The 17,492-nt window shown below is 53.2% G+C and carries 11 protein-coding genes; 5 read left to right on the top strand and 6 right to left on the bottom strand.

The genetic code is table 11. The features are described from left to right. Positions 1–71 precede the first annotated feature (71 nt). The 3 genes from uca to O1Q74_RS09480 all read right to left on the bottom strand — a co-directional run bounded on the left by uca (position 72) and on the right by O1Q74_RS09480 (position 6,679). Positions 72–3,686: an urea carboxylase gene (gene uca / locus O1Q74_RS09490; RefSeq protein ID WP_271878264.1), complete on the bottom strand. Its 3,615-nt coding sequence runs from the start codon at positions 3,684–3,686 to the stop codon at positions 72–74. Then, complete coding sequence (gene atzF / locus O1Q74_RS09485; protein ID WP_271878261.1) at positions 3,679–5,481, bottom strand: allophanate hydrolase; 1,803 nt, start codon at positions 5,479–5,481, stop codon at positions 3,679–3,681. Before atzF ends, uca begins: the two co-directional genes overlap by 8 nt. Positions 5,482–5,671: 190 nt before the next feature. Beyond that, the gene (locus tag O1Q74_RS09480; protein ID WP_271878258.1) at positions 5,672–6,679 is read right to left on the bottom strand and encodes a Gfo/Idh/MocA family protein; all 1,008 of its coding nucleotides are present in this window, start codon (positions 6,677–6,679) and stop codon (positions 5,672–5,674) included. Positions 6,680–6,824: 145 nt separating this feature from the next. Here O1Q74_RS09480 and O1Q74_RS09475 point away from each other — a divergent pair, with 145 nt between their 5' ends. Beyond that, a complete protein-coding gene (locus tag O1Q74_RS09475; protein ID WP_271878255.1) occupies positions 6,825–7,001 on the top strand; it encodes a hypothetical protein in 177 nt (58 codons plus the stop codon). Positions 7,002–7,041: 40 nt separating this feature from the next. On the opposite strand, the gene O1Q74_RS09470 is transcribed toward O1Q74_RS09475, so the two are convergent. Further along, entirely contained in the window at positions 7,042–8,805 is a 1,764-nt protein-coding gene (locus O1Q74_RS09470) for a type III effector HrpK domain-containing protein (protein WP_271878253.1), read from the bottom strand. 765 nt (positions 8,806–9,570) lie between these two features. Between O1Q74_RS09470 and O1Q74_RS09465 the strand changes: the two genes are divergently transcribed. The 3 genes from O1Q74_RS09465 (at position 9,571) to O1Q74_RS09455 (ending at position 13,077) form a co-directional block, all read left to right on the top strand. Continuing rightward, complete coding sequence (locus tag O1Q74_RS09465; protein WP_181844915.1) at positions 9,571–10,389, top strand: oligogalacturonate-specific porin KdgM family protein; 819 nt, start codon at positions 9,571–9,573, stop codon at positions 10,387–10,389. A gap of 131 nt (positions 10,390–10,520) precedes the next feature. Continuing rightward, positions 10,521–11,273 (top strand): oligogalacturonate-specific porin KdgM family protein, encoded by a 753-nt coding sequence (locus O1Q74_RS09460; RefSeq protein WP_271878248.1) that lies wholly within the window; start codon positions 10,521–10,523, stop codon positions 11,271–11,273. Positions 11,274–11,370: 97 nt separating this feature from the next. Then, a complete protein-coding gene (locus O1Q74_RS09455) occupies positions 11,371–13,077 on the top strand; it encodes a pectate lyase (protein WP_271878246.1) in 1,707 nt (568 codons plus the stop codon). Between the two features lie 188 nt (positions 13,078–13,265). Here O1Q74_RS09455 and O1Q74_RS09450 read toward each other — a convergent pair whose 3' ends face one another. Then, positions 13,266–14,387, bottom strand: a complete 1,122-nt coding sequence (locus O1Q74_RS09450) for an ABC transporter substrate-binding protein (RefSeq protein ID WP_271878243.1) — start codon at positions 14,385–14,387, stop codon at positions 13,266–13,268. A 670-nt stretch (positions 14,388–15,057) separates the two neighbouring features. Here O1Q74_RS09450 and O1Q74_RS09445 point away from each other — a divergent pair. After that, complete coding sequence (locus O1Q74_RS09445) at positions 15,058–16,599, top strand: SpoVR family protein (protein ID WP_271878240.1); 1,542 nt, start codon at positions 15,058–15,060, stop codon at positions 16,597–16,599. 92 nt (positions 16,600–16,691) lie between these two features. Here O1Q74_RS09445 and fadR read toward each other — a convergent pair whose 3' ends face one another. Continuing rightward, a complete protein-coding gene (fadR, locus tag O1Q74_RS09440; protein WP_271878237.1) occupies positions 16,692–17,411 on the bottom strand; it encodes a fatty acid metabolism transcriptional regulator FadR in 720 nt (239 codons plus the stop codon). Positions 17,412–17,492: the final 81 nt, after the last annotated feature.

The following is a 17,492-nucleotide window of genomic DNA, read 5'->3' as shown; positions in this document are numbered from 1 at the left end:
CTCGCCGTTTGTTACCGTTCGTCCGTTTATTCAGGGCATGCCTATTTCGGCCAGCCTTTTTGTCCCCGTTCCTACTCCAACCACAGCAAGGCATCGCCGGGGCTGACCGGTCGTCCCGGCTGGCAACCGATGCGCTTCACCCGGCCAGACTGCGGCGCGCTAATCGTCAGTTCCATCTTCATGGCTTCGACGATAATCAGCGGCTGTCCGGCTTCGATGACATCCCCCACCTTCACCAGCACTTTCCAGATGTTGCCATTCATGTCTGCACTGACCTGAAACGCATCGTCATCGCTCTCTACGGGCTCAGCCGATATCGCCTCCTGTTGCGCGCTGTCATCCTCCTGCTGCCACAGCGCCACTTCCGTTTCAAACGCGGTAGCCTGACGCTGGCGGAACGCGGCAATATCGTCGGCCTGCTCCGTGAGGAAATGGGTGTGTTCAGCGAAATCAAATTCGGTTTCTTCGATGTGGATCGCAGCACGTCCTTCGCGGAAATCCTCACGCAGCGTGGTCAGTTCAGCTTCGCTGACCGGATAAAACCGCACCTGATCGAAGAAGCGCAGCAGCCACGGCTCGCCCGCAATGAACTGATCGTTTTTGAGGAATTTGTTCCAGATAGGCAGCGTTCGCCCCACCAGTTGATAGCCGCCCGGCGAATCCATGCCATAGATGCACATGTACATGCCGCCGATGCCGACCGTACCTTCGGCGGTGAAAGTACGCGCCGGGTTGTATTTGGAACTCAGAAGACGGTGGCGCGGATCGACCGGCACCGCACAGGGCGCGCCGAGATAAACGTCGCCCAGTCCCAAAATCAGGTAGCTGGCATCAAAAATGATGTCGCGAACGTTTTCACGGCTCGGTAATCCGTTAATACGCTGAATGAAATCGACGTTATTCGGCAACCAGGGCGCGCTGGCGCGGACGGTTTCACGGTAGCGCTCCACCGCACCGAGCGTGGCGCTGTCTTCAAACGCCATCGGTAAATGGACGATGCGCGACGGCACTTTCATCTGGCTGACGTCGCCCAGTTGATTTTCCAGATGCAGCAGCATGTCCAGCAGCGCACGCTGGCGGATAACCCGACTGTCATAGCGCACCTGTAGCGAACGCACGCCGGGCGATAGTTCTTCGATCCCTGCCGTTTCTGAGGCGCGGATCGCCGCCATTAACAGATGAACGCGCAGCCGTAGCGCCAGATCCAGCACGTTGTCGCCGTATTCAATCAGAACATAGTTATCCCCTGCCTGACGATACACAGCGGCTGGGGTGGTCGCGGTGGCCGCTACCGCAGCCAGCACCGTGGCGGAACCCAATTCCGTTGTTGCCAACGAGGGCACATCAAACGCGGGTGAATGCGCCGTACCCAGCGTGGACACGCAGGCAGACTGCGCCTGTTCCAGCGCCAGCGCCTCATCCGCGCTAATGGGATGGAAACGGATACGATCGCCGGGCTTCACCTGACCGACTTTCCACAGTTCCGCTTTAGCAATCGTGACCGGACAGACAAATCCGCCCAGACTCGGGCCGTCCCGCGTGAGGATCACAGGGAAATCACCGGTAAAATTCACCGCGCCGATCGCGTATTCACAGTCGTGAACGTTGGAAGGATGGAGCCCCGCCTCACCGCCGTTCACCCGCGTCCAGGTGGGTTTCGGCCCGACCAGACGTACGCCCAACCGGTTCGAGTTGTAGTGCACCTGCCATTCCGCCGCGAAAAATTCGTCGATTGCCGCATGGGTAAAGAAATCCGGCGCGCCGTGCGGGCCATAGAGCACGCCAATGCGCCACTCATCGCCATACTGCGGAATCAGCGAGGCGTCCACCGCTTGCGGTGCGCTCACCGGCGCGGGCGTGGTGCAAGCGGGCAAGTCGGGCTGAGAAATCGCCAGCATATCCGCCATGCGCAGCGTTCGTCCGGCATGACCGCCAAATTCCCCCAGCGCGAAAGTCGAACGGCTGCCGAGATACTGCGGCACATCAATGCCGTTGCGTACCGCCAGATAGGTGCGACAGCCAGACTGCGCGCGCCCCAGCGTCAACGTTTGCCCCGCCGTTACCGTAACGGGTTGCCAGTATGGCACTGTTTCCCCATCCAGCGTCGCCGGACAGTCTGCTCCCGTCAGCGCAATCACCGCCTCGCAATGGAAGCGTAGCGTCGGGCCTTGCAGCGTAAATTCCAGCCCTGCCGCTGCCTCATCGTTGCCGACAATACGGTTCGCCAGGCGGAACGCGAAATCGTCCATCGGGCCTGACGGCGGCACGCCGATATCCCAATAACCAAGGCGTCCGGGATAGTCCTGCACGCTGCTCCAGGTGCCGGGTTGAATCACTTCAATCACCGAGGCTGATGGCGTAAAGCTGTCGAGCATCCGCGTCCACACGGTTCCGCGGCGGAACGCCTCGGTGGCGATAATCTGGCGCAGGTAATCGAGATTGGTGGCAATGCCGTGCAAGCGCGTGGCATTCAGCGCCTGCTGCATCTTTTCCAGCGCCAGTTCACGAGTCTCTGCGTGAACGATCAGCTTGGCGATCATCGGATCGTAATACGCCGACACCTCGGTGCCGGTGCTCACCCAGCCGTCAACCCGCACGCCAGCAGGAAACGCCACTTCGGTCAGCACGCCGGGGCTGGGTTGGAAATTTTTCAGTGGATCTTCCGCGTAAATGCGGACTTCAATCGCGGCACCACGCGGTGCCTGCGTCAATTGCGCCCAGTCCAGCGGTTCATCCGCCGCGACGCGCAGCATACATTCGACCAAATCCAGCCCGGTGACACACTCCGTTACCGGGTGTTCCACCTGCAAACGGGTATTCACTTCGAGGAAAAAGAACGCATCGCGCTCGGCGTCGTAGATATATTCCACCGTTCCCGCGCTGCGATAGCGAACCAGTTCACCCAGCTTCACCGCCGAGGCCAGCAGCGCCGCACGCGTGCCTTCCGGCAAATGCGGGGCGGGCGTTTCCTCCACGACTTTCTGGTTGCGCCGCTGCAATGAGCAATCACGTTCACCCAATGCCACCACGCGGCCTTTACCATCGCCAAAAATCTGTACTTCGACGTGACGTGCACGATCGATACAGCGTTCGAGAAAAACGCCCGCATCGCTGAAGAACTGTTCCCCCAAACGACGCACGCTCTCCCACGCCGCGCGTAAGGCCACCGCATCCGCACAGCGCGTCAGGCCAATGCCGCCGCCACCCGCGGTACTTTTCAGCATCACCGGATAGCCGATGTCTGCGGCGGCGACCAGTGCGTCCTCCAGCGAGTCCAGCAGCGGTGTTCCCGGCGTCATCGGCACACCCGCGGCAGCGGCCAATTCACGGGCGCGGTGTTTCAAGCCAAATTCACCAATTTGCTGGGCGGTTGGCCCAACAAACGCAACACCGGCCTTTTCACAGGCGGCAGCAAACGGCAGACTCTCTGACAGAAAACCATAGCCCGGCCAGACAGCCTCTGCTCCCGTTTGCTGTGCGGCGGCAAGCACCTTGTCGATACACAGATAACTGTCGTTGGCCTTTTCGCCGCCAATCGATACGGCGATGTCGGCGTCTTTCACGTGTTGTGCGTTTTTATCCGCGTCGGAATAAATCGCTACACTGGTGATACCCAGACGCTTCAGCGTGCGTATGGCACGGCAGGCAATTTCCCCTCGGTTAGCGATCAGTACGGTCTTAAACATGGGATGCCTCCTGACGGGCAAGCCAGTGACGCCAGCCGCCGAATTCAGTGATATCCACGGCATCGTTCAGCGCTGCCGGTTCGCAAATAAAGCCTTTTACCTGCTGTCCGTCGGCTAACGTCAGCGTACCAATGCCCAGCGGCGCCGGAATTTCCGCGACGAACTCGCCAAAACACGCCAGCGGAATGTCCCACAGCTCGACGATAATCGCCGCGCCGTCGTTGCTTTTCGCTAAACCGGGCTTGGCCGGTTGCGTATTCGCCAGCGCATAAAGACGATAGTTCTCCGCCGTGCGCGTCTCTTCCACCCACACGGCATCGCGGCGGGTCAGTTGATGGTTCAGCGGCATGCCCGTCAGGTGCGCCCCGACGACAGCGAGACGGACGTGTGATTTAGAAAACGGCAAGGTGGCCGATCCCGCTGGCAGCGTTTTTCCTGTTGCCCCCAGCGGAAGCGCCAGCTGTGCTTGCCAGCGCAGACCAAAGCTCGCTAGTGCACGGTCGTGCCAGGCAGGCGCAATCAGCGTGATCCCCGCCGGTAAGCCATCGGAACGGAAAGCTGCTGGCAGCGCCAGCGCCGAGAGATCGGCCAGATTAGTAAAGTTGGTGTAGGCACCCAACTGAGAGTTGTAGCGTACCGGTTCCTGCTTCATCGCCTCACGCGTGTGGATTGTCGGCGAGGTCGGCACGACCAATGCGTCGAACGATGCCAGCGTTTGCTGAATCTGACGCGCCAGTTCGGCACGCAGGTATTCAGCCCTGAACGCCTCTACTGCGCTGAAGCGTTCGCCGCTGGCCACAATACCGTGCACCACCGGATCCATGCTCTCTGGCTGCCGCAGCATGTCGCCCACCGCGACGGTACGTTCAGCCACCCAAGGGCCTTGATAAAGTTGATCGGCTAGCTGCGTGAAAATACTGAAATCGATCGGATGCAGCGTCGCGCCCGCCGCTTCCAGTTCGACCAACGCCTGCTGCCATGCAGCCTGTGCGACAGCGTCGGCAAAGAAAGTCGGATCGCTGGGAATAGCAAAACGCGGCTGCGCTGGCAACGCCGCAGGCGCACTGGCGGGATGGCTACGCGAGTAGGCATCCGTGGCATCGTACCCGCCAGCGAGTTCGGCGACGGTAAACGCATCCTCGACGGTTAGCGCAAACACAGAGATGGTGTCGTTCAGGCGACAGGCTGGCACTACGCCGCTTGCCGATAGCCACCCTTTCGTCGGCTTCAGGCCGACAACATTGTTAAACCCGGCAGGAACGCGCCCCGACCCGGCGGTATCGGTTCCCAGGGAAAACGCAACCAGCCCGCGCGCCAGTACCGAAGCCGACCCTGAGCTGGAACCGCCGCTGATGTACTCGGCGTTAAAGGTGTTCGGCACTTCACCGAACGGTGAGCGAGTGCCGACCAGACCGGTCGCAAACTGATCGAGGTTGGTTTTGCCAATGACAATTGCCCCTGCCGCTTTCAGTTTGGCAACGGCAGTCGCATCTTCGTCAGCCAGATAGGTAAACGCCGGACATGCCGCGCTCGTTGGCCAGCCTGCGACATCAATATTATCTTTGACGGCAAAAGGAACGCCAAACAGCGGTAGTGCATCTGGGTTTTCACGATACTGAGGCAAGAGCGCCGCGATTTGTGCCTGAAGCAATTCAGGCGTCGCCAGCGCGATCCACGCGGGATCGTCCGTCGACAAGCTGGCGAGCAGCGCGCCTAGCGTTTCACCAACGCGATCGGCCTGCTGTTGGTAATGCTGTTTCCATTCCTGAAGCGTGAGTCCTGTCATTCTCGGCATGATGTGAATCCCATCTGGTATACAAGATTGAATTCACTAAAGCGAAAACCATGCCAGATTTTATTTTATTGATTTATATAGAATTAAAATAAATCACCGCATCGCAATGCACAGAAAAGGAACAACCGTGCGCCATCGCGGAGCACGGTTGCAAAAAGCGTGGGTCATTGATATGGAGATGATGATTCTCTCAGGCGATCTTTTTCGCGGCCTGCTGCGCCAGAATCGACAGCTCCGTCGCCTTGAAGATATGCGCTTGCGACATCACAAGCTCGGTACGCTCACGGCAATCACGCAGAAAATCCGGGAAAAAGGCGCGTTCGACGCGGCCTGCGGGGGTAAAGCGCTGTTCACCCTTGCCATTCACCAGATAGACGACGTTGCTTTCACCGCGCGTCAGATCGACGTATTTCCTGATTTCGATGTAGCCTTCCGTCCCCAATATCGTCAGGCGGCCGTCGCCCCAGACGCTCAACCCATCCGGCGTAAACCAGTCACAGCGAAAATAGCCCGTTGCCCCATTGTCACCCAGCAGCATCGCGTCGCCAAAATCCTCAAATTCTGGCTGATGCGGATGATGATAATTCGCCGTCTGGCTGGTCACCACTTGCGCATCGGTGTTGCCGGTAAAATAGAGAAACTGTTCAATTTGGTGAATACCGATATCGCAGAGGATCCCGCCGTATTGACGCTTTTGATAAAACCAGTCAGGCCGCGCGCCGCGTTCACGGTGCGGGCCAACGCCGATCGTCTGAATCACGCGACCAATTTCCCCCCGTTGCACCAGTTCACCAGCAAACAACGCACTATCCACATTGATGCGTTCATTAAAGTACACAGCAAATTTTCGACCGGTTTCCGCGACCCGACGCTGGACAGCATCCAACTGCTCCAGCGTGGTCAACGGCGGTTTGGCAGTGAAGAAATCTTTGCCTGCATCCAGCGTGCGCAGCGCCAGTTCGGCGCGGTCACAGGGAATGACCGCGCAGGCAATAAGATCGATAGACGTATCGGCTATCAGTTGCTCCGCAGAATCAACAAAAGGCACGGCGGGGAACAGCGAGATGAATTTTTCCCGATGATGCAGATCGGACTCGAACACGCCGACCAGTTCCGCCCCTGCATCAACCAGTTGTCGGCACATGTCATAAATGTGGTTGTGCGCTAACCCAATCGCCGCAAATCGAATCTTTTTCATCTTCACCTCTGCCGATATCGCCATGACAAACCACAACAATAAGGCGGAAACCGAGCAGGCTAAAGACAAAAGCCGCGTAACGCGTTAGAATTTTTCCTGTTTTTTTAACATATCCACATTTTCTGCAACGCAACCAAAGATAACCATGAAAAGAAAACGTATTCTGATCCCCCTCATCCTTCTGATCCTGTTTGTGCTCTATCTGAATCGCGATGCGTTGAATCCCTTTGCGCCTGACTGTAAAAACCTTCCGGCGAATCAACCCAAGCCCGAAGCGTGTAAAAAGCCGGTGAAAGAAGTCGCTCCCGGTTTTGAAATCTAATGCGTTGAAAATCTCATGCTTTGAAATTTAAGCGAGCGCATCAACGCGGTTTAGGAATATTGAACTGTTCCAGCGCGGGATTAACCGTTTTGGCAAAATCTTCCCGCCGGTGTTTGAGCTTGCTTTTGGCATTGAAGAAATTCACCAGTTCCGCAATCCCCATGCCGATGCTGAGCGCCCCGCTCACTGCCCATCCTATCGGCCCTGCTGCCGCGCCAACGGCAGAAGCCGCCGCCGCACCAGCGGCTTCACCGGCGATAGCCCCCACCACTTTTCCGGCAATCGCTGCGCCCGCTTTGCCAGCCAATCCAATGGCCGTTCTACTCCCTGCGGCTTTGGTTAAATCCTCTGCGTGCAGCGACGATTTAGCAAAACTCATCACGCTGCGACCGGCCTCTTTCACCGCCTGCGCATCGCTTTTTACTCCCGATCCCGCATGGGGTGCAGCCGAAAGTGCGGTATCAAGCCCAACCGTTCGCGGGGCAGCCTGTGACGCCGTAGAGAAACGTTGGCTCATCGCCGCCTGCGCGAGCAATGGATCGGACCGTAAGATGGTGTTTACCTCACGTGGTACCGCCTGCTCAAAATGCTGAATCACATCCCCGTCTTTCTGTAGCGCGTCAATACGTTGATGTAATACCTTTTCCGTTTCTTCGGTATTCCGATATTCACGCCCCGCCATCACCTGTTCCAGCGTTTGTTGCAGTTTGACCAGCGTCGCCGACTTTTGCGCCCCGCTGTACTGCTGCGGCTGGGTAAAAACTGCCTCATTCAACTGGCTGATATCGGTTTTTTCCGCCAGCCCTAACGCCGCCGCATTGTGTAGCGTATCTACCGCTTCCTGGCGGTTTACCGGCGCTTGTTCACGAATCCAGCTTTTCATGTCCTTCATCATCAGTTTGCCATCATGCGGAACTCGCGCCAGTTTCTCCCCTTTGACATCCGCATGTTCCAGAATCCCGAATAACCCAGGGTGCGACCACAGCCGGGCAGCCGCTTTTAACTGAGGCGACAGCGTCGGGTTGTCGGTCATAATCGCGTTCAGGTCAGTCAGTGTACTGGTGCGATCGTTCTCTTTCGGCGGAGAATCCACGTAGGATTTTTTGGCATCGGCGGCGTTCAGCAGCGGTTCGTTAGCCAGCAACAGCGCGGAAGAGTGTACTAACCGCAGCGACTGCGCATCGGCCGTGGGATTTTTATCTCTATATTCCTTCACGGCGTGGCTGGCATCGCTGGCGCGTCGCTCCATATTTTTAATAAAGGATTTGGTATCCCGATTAGAGATATGTCCGTCGGCTCTGCCACCGTCTTTTGCCGTATCCATCGCCGTGTAGATAGCGGGATTTTCACGCAGATAAACGAGCGCTTTTTCCGCATTAACCCCACCTTCCTGTAGCATTTTCGCCGCTGCCAGCGGGCGATTCAGTTCCTTTGCGGCCTTTTCACGTTCATGTTCCGGCAGATCGCTCAACAGCGCCGACCATTTCTCCAACGCCTTGGCGTTACTGTGCTCCGAGCTGTCTATCGCTTGAAGATCGACGGGCGGTTTGGGTTCCGCAATGAGTGAACGGTCTGCAACGTTCGGCACCGCGGGCAAAGCACGCGTGGGTGCTATCGTCCTCTGTTCAGAAGAAACCTGCGCCATGTTCGGCGACACCTCGCCAAAATCGATTGAACGCGAACCCGGCCGCGCAGTGGGCAATGCGGCCGATTGTCCCCCTTGCCGACTCGCCTCGGTATTGTGCTGCGCGGGCAAAGGCGAGGCATTTCCCCAACGGCTTCCATTCTCAATACGATTGATCATTGATGTCTCCATTCTGCTGTCGTCAGGCTTAACAAACGAATGTCCCGCGTCATTGAATACAGAAAGGCCTGCACACTTGCCGCTCGCAGTATGACGGAGATAGCCAGGATATGAGTGGAATGAAAACGGGATGGGTTCCCTGAAAATAGTCAGGATAGTTAATCATTATTGACCATTTATTCATTTTTACGGAACTCGCTTTCCGCTGAATATTTTCCAATCGATGGCGGAAATAAGGCAGATAACAGGTTAACGGTTGTTCAATTACATATCACTATCATCATTAACGATCAAGAGCTACCCCCCTAAATCTGACAACAACGATCGTCGTTACTCCCCTTCCTTATCCTTACAATAATCAGACCAAGTAATTACAAAAAATTTCAATCGGTAACTAAATGTGTGATCCACATAAATGAAACAACGTTTCCTTTTCACCATAATGCCACACGACCTAATTATCAAGTCTACTGATAATTAGACCAACCAGTAAGCGATATAAATTACCGACATTCACACATCAGCCTAAGCCATTTCGCTGATTGAAATACTTGTAAGCAACACCGTATATAAGGAAGCGTAAATGAATTGATAGAAACCTGATTTACCAGGGTATTCGCCCTGTCTGACATTATTAATGGCGTCATCATCATTTATGGTGATTCTATTTTTACGCCCAAAAAATGGTATCCACTGTCTGGTTTTAAAGATAGAGACTGCACGCGCCAGTAATATTATTTATTCATTAAGAAAGAGAAAGACAGAATGAAAATATACACACGTAACCTACTCATCGTTTGTGCCGGATTCGCTCCTTTCCTTACCCAAGCGGAAACCGACGGCAAAACCACCTTTCAGTACGAACATAACTGGAAGACGGAAGACCGCCGCCACGCAGATTCCATCAAGCTCATCCATAAGAAAACCAACGGTTGGTCGTACGAAGTCAAATTCAGTACGTCAGCAGGCGGGAACAGCAACTACGACGTGGCCTATGATGACATGCAGGGCGGCTCTGGCGGCATGGTGATCGGTAAGGACTTCAAGCTAAGCAAGGCCGCGACCTTAACCCCCAGCTTTGAGTTCTCCATCGGTAATGCCAGCATGATGTATCAGCCGGGGCTGAAATATAACTATCGAATTAACAGCGACTGGTCCACTTATGGCCGTTACCGTTATGAATATAAGAAACCGACACGTAGTTCACGTTATTCGACCATTTCCACGTCAGATAAATATGGTCACGCTGGGGAATCTTATTTGTCAAAATCCGACACCGGACGCCACCGCTTGGATGCAGGGGTAACGTATTCTGGTTTTGATAATATTAATCTGACTTACGTCTTTAACTACTATATCGGCGATAACACCACAAAATCGTACAAATATAGCAAGGGCGAATTCACAGAAAGAGAATACGCAGTCTATGACAATGGTAAAACGGACTATGAGCATCAGTTCAAAGTTCAATATAAGTTAAACAAACAGCTAACTCCTTACATTGAGTATGATGATATTAGCCAATCCAGCACATCATCAAGCCGTCAAGGGAAAATCAAAGTTGGTTTCAACTACGTTTTCTAAGAAATACCGAATTTTATAAAGGAAACACACCGTATTTCGTGTCGCGTTGATGAAAAAATAAATTCATGAATGAATTTTGTCTATCAGCGCACAGTTTTCACAATTAACGACCAATATTAATGGTGCCCATAATGAAAAAACGCTACCTTGTGGCCGGTATTCTCTTTGCCCAAATTTATGCTATTTCCGCTTCTGCCTCTGACACCAAACTCAGCTATGAACATAGCTGGGGAACGATGAATCGCTATCACGGTGATGAAATTGGCATGCGGCATTTTATGGATAATGGCCTGTACGTTGGCGTTGAGCTGAACTTTTATAATAAGAATAAAGATCTGACCATCGATGATGTCGTCTCGAATTCTTATGCTTTTTATACCGGCTATGCCTACAGTTTGACACCTGAATTAACCCTGACGCCGAATCTGGAAGCGCGCTTCTACTCCGGCGGCACCAGCGGTGAAGGCACCGTAGGCGATATCGGCGCTAGCCAAAGTTCCGGCGCACGCTATACGCCAGGTTTGAAACTCACCTGGGCTGTCACTGACAAGACGGATCTTCATGCGCAATATCGCTATGACCTCAGAAAAATCACCCGCAGCAAACGCACCAGCACGGATGATGATACTCACCGTCACCGCTATGAAGCAGGCGTGGCCTACAAAGGTTTCGATAACTTCACGCTGGCGTACACCGCTTACTACTATCACGCCGATTACGTGCTGCAAAACAACAAAAAGCATGACTATCAGCAGGATTTTGATGTGTCTTACACCATCAACGACAACTGGACAGCACACATTGGCGTTGAAGATGTCGCCAGCGGGCGCGACGTGAAATCGCGTGAAGGAAAAGGGAAAGTAGGCTTCACCTATACGTTCTAACAACAGTTTATTTACTACACCATGTTTCTCGGGGATCCTGCTCATCAAACGGGATCCCTTTATTACAGCTATAAATAGTCGTTACAGGTAAATAAAAATGAAAAGATTTGCGCTGTCGCTCCTTGCAGGTCTGGTTGCTTTACAGGCCAGCGCCGCCACACCAGACCGCCTCACTATCGTCAATCAGTACGTTGACAACGTGCTGACCAAAGCCGGTGACCATTACCACGGTCAATCGCCCACGCCGCTGCTCGCCGATGGTATCGATCCGCGTACTGGCAAGCAGATGGAGTGGATCTTCCCTGACGGCCGCCACGCCGTGTTATCCAACTTCTCCGCGCAGCAAAACCTGATGCGCGTGCTGGTTGGGTTGAGTAACCTGAGCGGCAATCCCAGCTATAAGCAGCGTGCCGAAGCGATTGTGAAGTATCATTTCCAGCACTATCAGGATGAGAGTGGCCTGCTGATTTGGGGCGGCCACCGTTTCGTTGATTTAAAAACGCTGCAACCGGAAGGCCCTAGCGAAAAAGAGATGGTGCATGAGCTGAAAAATGCCTATCCCTACTACGATTTGATGTTCAGTGTCGATAAAGAGGCCACCGCGCGCTTTATTCGCGGCTTCTGGAATGCGCACGTTTATGACTGGAAGATCATGGAAACCAGTCGCCACGGTAAATACGGGCAAAAAATGGGCGCGCTCTGGCAAAGCCCGTTCGAGCAACAGCCGCCCTTCTTCGCCACCAAAGGCCTCAGTTTCCTGAATGCGGGTAACGACCTGATCTATTCCGCCTCATTACTGTACAAATACAATAAAGAAGACGGTGCGTTGGTTTGGGCGAAACGTCTGGCACAGCAGTACGTTTTACCGCGCGACAAAGCAACCGGGCTCGGCGTGTATCAGTTTACACAGGCGCTGAAGCGTGATGAAACCACCGACGATGCCGATACGCATTCCAAATACGGCGATCGCGCCCAGCGCCAGTTTGGCCCGGAATTCGGTCCCACCGCGCTGGAAGGCAATATGATGCTGAAAGGACGCACCAGTACGATCTATTCCGAAAATGCGCTCATGCAGCTCCAGTTGGGTAAAGATTTAGGGGCGGAAGGCAAGGAACTGCTGACGTGGACCACCGATGGCCTGAAAGCCTTTGCCAAATATGCCTATAACGAGTCGGATAACACGTTCCGCCCGATGCTCGCTAACGGCAAAGATCTCTCTAATTATGTTCTGCCACGTGACGGTTACTACGGCAAAAAAGGCACTGTGATCAAGCCTTATCCTGCGGATAATGCATTCCTGCTTTCCTATGCTCGCGCCTATACCGTGTTACCGGACGCCGAGCTGTGGCGTGTCGCACGCGGTATCGCTCGCGCACAGGGACTGGGTGAATTAGGTTCAGCGCCGGGTAAAGACGTCAAAGTGGATCTCGCTACGAAGAATAACGACCCTTACGCGCTGTTCGCGCTGCTGGATCTGTATCAGGCGAGCAAAGTGAAAGACTATCTGTCATTGGCGGAAAAAATGGGCGATAACATTATCAGCACACGTTATAAAAACGGCTTTTTCATGGCCGAGTCCAACAGACAATATGCCGATGTCGATACCATCGAGCCTTATGCCCTGTTAGCACTGGAAGCCGCGGTACGCAATCAACCACAGTCCGTTGCCCCGTTCCTGAATGGTGCCGGCTTCACCGAGGGTGGCTACCGTATGGAAGATGGCTCAACGCGCATATCGACTCGCGATAACGAGATCTTCCTGCTGAACGTTGGCGAAACCTTAAACCCCAACAACAAGAAATAAGCACTAATCCCCAACACGCCAATGGTGGCTCGCTGCCATTGGCAATCCTCTCTTGCTTATTCTGCTCACCCCTTCGCCGAACAAGCCCCCCATTATCGGGTGTGATACTTAATCATGTGATGCCTGCCTGATGCAATGCTGGCCACGATTAACGTGACCAGCATAAGTTGACTCACTAATTTCAAGCGTTAGTTAACCAGAGGCACCTCTGGGTGCACGCCAAGCCAGCCCGGAGTGGGTTCGCCTTTTGCTTCGCCAACATATAGGCTCATCTGTGCACGGAAGCGCTCAACTGCACCGCGATCGTACATGAAATCAGCAAACGCCTGTGGTCGGGTATTGCGGTATTCCCAGATAGGTTTGTAGCCTTCTGGCGGCGCAACGTCAGTACGCACCGACCACATGCGCGAGACCTGAGTCTGTGTTTGCGGATCCAGCAGCCAACTCAGGTACAGCTTGGCACTTTCCGGATGTTTAGCCTTTTTGAAAATAGCGGCGCGCTGAGCCCATGACACAAAAGGATCGGACTTTGGCAGAACAAAGCGGGTTACGGAATCCACAGCCGGAACGAGCGCACCGGAACTGGTAAACGTCGCGCTGTATTTTCCCGTCGCGATTTCAGCACCGGGCACGTTGGTGCCTCGCACGTAGACAGGATCTTGCTCCTGCAATTTTTTCACAAAATCCCAGCCGTATTTGTCCACGACCAGCTTGTACCAGAACAACACCGCATCGTCGTCGTTAGGATAGGCCAGAATCAAATTGCCTCTGAGATTCGGACGAAGGTAGTCATTGGCTTCGCGTGGCCAAGATTTTTCATCCAGAAGTTGGGTATTGACCAGATTGCTGAACGCGATGACATAAGCACCGATCCACGCACCGTCGGCATCACGAAACTCCGGGTAAATCTTGTCCCAGCCACGTGGTTTGTAATTCAGCAACACGCCTTCCTTTTTCCAGCGCGGAAAATTCTGTACCGTTTGCAACTGCACCACGTCAGGAATCAGGGTATCGGTCGCCAGTTGGTTATCGATACGGGCGTCATGATATTTGCTGTAATCGACAATCACGTTCAGCTTTATGCCAGGAAAACGCTTCTCAAATTCCTGCTTGAAACGGGCCTGCTGCGATTGCACATCACCACCAGCGTAAACGGTGACCGACCCGCCTTCTCCCAATGCACTCTTATAGATCTGATCCAACGAGCGCGTCTCAAGTTCTACGGCCGCCTGACTTTGCCCGACGCTGATCCCAGCCATCATAGCCAACATCAGCACTGTTTTCTTCAGGTACTTCCCAGTGTATTGCATTGTGATTTCCTTCACTTAATGAATAAAACCCGTACCGAAAAACGACAACTATCCGCCGTTAAAACGGCAACGGTGTGACCAGCGGATCGCGAATAAGCGACGCGCAGGATTGGATCGACGATAGGGGATCGTCAAAAATAAAATCAGAATAGAAGTGTATGAACCTTCATCGCTATATCTCTCGTTCGACGTTAATTCCCATATTTCCATTATGGATTTTAGCCCTGAGTTTACAGGATTCAATAAAAACACATACGAAGAAAAAGCGAACAATATAGTTAAAAATATTGAATGGATAAAAAAGGGCTATTGTATACCGCGTACAGATTCTATGGGGATAGGTGAAAAATGAGAGGAAGATAGAATGGTGTTACTTATCTTATGAAACAATTTAAATTTAAATAATGCCATTTAGTACTATACCAAGATAAAAATATTAGCATTACAAGAACCTGTAATTTAAATTGTGTAATTGACTATTTTTGATATGTCCACTCCAACAACGGAGACAGGCAAACCTTTCTTCATCAAACACGCTCAATTCGTCAATTGCTGCGTTTCCAAAGCTCAGCTATAACTAAATGAACAACGATGATTTTTTGACAGGAGCCAGCGGGAAGGCAGTAAACGAGATCTCACGTACAGACTTGTTATGTTAGGGGGCGCACTGATGGCTATATCAACGGATAATCAGGTAAAAAAAACACTTCGCCTGAGTGATGGACCGGACTGGACGTTTGAGTTGTTACAGGTTTACCTTGATGAAATTGATCGGGTCGCCAAGCTGTATCGTCTGGCAACTTATCCTCATCAGATCGAAGTCATCACCTCAGAACAAATGATGGATGCCTATTCCAGTATAGGAATGCCGATCAACTATGCCCACTGGTCATTCGGGAAGAAATTTATCGAGACCGAACAGCGTTACAAACATGGGCAGCAGGGGCTGGCGTACGAAATCGTCATCAATTCCGATCCCTGTATCGCGTATTTGATGGAGGAGAACACGCTGCCAATGCAGGCGCTGGTCATGGCGCATGCTTGCTACGGACACAACTCGTTCTTCAAAGGCAACTACCTGTTCCGCAGTTGGACCGACGCCAGCTCCATCGTCGATTACCTGCTGTTTGCCCGGCAATATATCGCGCAATGCGAAGAGCGTTATGGCGTGGATGAGGTGGAGCGACTGCTAGATTCCTGTCATGCGCTGATGAATTACGGCGTTGATCGCTACAAGCGTCCGCAGAAGATTTCGCTCGAAGAGGAAAAATCCCGCCAGAAAAGCCGTGAGGCCTACCTGCAAAGCCAGGTTAACGATCTCTGGAAGACATTACCGCGTCGCGAACAGGGTGCCGCACCAGAACAAGCCAGACGTTTTCCGCAAGAGCCACAGGAAAACCTGCTCTATTTTATGGAGAAAAATGCACCGCTGCTGGAGCCCTGGCAGCGTGAGGTTCTGCGTATCGTGCGGAAAGTCAGCCAGTATTTCTATCCGCAGAAACAGACTCAGGTCATGAATGAAGGCTGGGCGACGTTTTGGCACTACACCATTCTGAACCATCTCTACGATGAAGGCCGGGTCACTGAGCGCTTTATGCTGGAATTCCTGCACAGCCATACCAATGTGATTTATCAGCCGCCGTATACCAGTCCGTATTACAGCGGCATTAACCCGTATGCGCTGGGCTTCGCGATGTTTCAGGACATCAAACGTATTTGCCAGTCGCCGACGGAGGAAGACCGCTACTGGTTCCCCGATATCGCGGGTAAAGACTGGCTCGATACGCTGCATTTCGCGATGCAGAACTTCAAGGACGAAAGCTTCATCAGCCAGTTCCTGTCGCCTAAGTTGATGCGTGATTTCCGGCTATTTACCGTGCTGGACGACGATCGCAACAACTATCTGGAAATTGCCGCGATTCACGACGAAGAAGGTTATCGCCTGATCCGGCAGGAACTCTCCGCGCAGTACAACCTGAGCCATCTGGAGCCGAATATTCAGGTCTGGAATGTGGATCTACGCGGTAATCGAGCGCTGACGCTGCGCTACGTTCCGCATAATCGCGCCCCGCTGGATAAAAGCAGTCAGGAAGTATTGAAGCACGTCCATCGCCTGTGGGGGTTCGACGTCTATCTGGAACAGGCTAACGCAGATGGCAGCATTGAGCTACTTGAACGCTGCCCGCCGCGTAACGGAACGGCATCCGCGTAGCGAAAGGTGACACAGCCAAAGACAAAGGGGATTCAGGTTGTTGCCTGAATCCCCTTTTCACCTATTCACCATCCAGCGAAGCGGTATGAGCCTTAGCGGCGTACTTCTGCGATATCCCGCGGGATAGCGTTCTGCATACTGTGCCAGATCGCTCCGCTTTCTTTACCGTAATGTCTGACGACATCCATGACCTGATCGTACAGCTCTTCGCTGCGCAACGTTTCCAACCGACCGTAAAAATTCACCGCCAGCTTGCGGGCTTCCGGATTGGAAAAATAGTAGCGCCCTACGCGAATATATAACCCTTTGAGACCGTTCAAAATCAGGCCATAAATCGGATTGCCGGAGGCAAAAGCCAAACCACGGAACACGTTGTAGTCAAGTTGTGCAAAGGCTTCTGCGCTATCGTCTACGGCGTTTGCCTGAGTCAACACATCACGCACCTTTTCCGGGTTATGCCGTAACGCCGTCCGAATAAAGATGGCGGCGATATTGGTTCGCACGGCCAGCAGGTTGTCGATCAATTGCGGTACGCTATCGTGATCGAGCCGCGCCAGCGTTTCCAGAATATTGAGCCCAGAAGTTTCCCAAAAATTATTAATCTTTGTTGGCTTCCCGTGCTGTATCGTCAGCCAACCATCGCGAGCCAAGCGCTGAAGCACTTCGCGCAGGGTCGTACGAGTCACGCCGATCAGTTCAGACAGTTCTCTTTCCGCGGGCAAAATAGAGCCAGGAGGAAAGCGGTTATTCCATATACTTTCGATAATATATTCTTCCGCGAATCCAGCCGGACTTTGCGCCTTTATAACCATGTGTTTGATAATCCGTAGCGGTGATTGCCGAAAAAAGCCGAATCATAATACCAGACGAAAGAATCATGATATAGCGCCGCA

This window comes from Pectobacterium sp. A5351 (assembly GCF_028335745.1).
Classification (GTDB): domain Bacteria; phylum Pseudomonadota; class Gammaproteobacteria; order Enterobacterales; family Enterobacteriaceae; genus Pectobacterium.
Note: the sequence above shows the minus strand (reverse complement) of the source record. Positions and strands in the feature narration are given on the sequence as shown.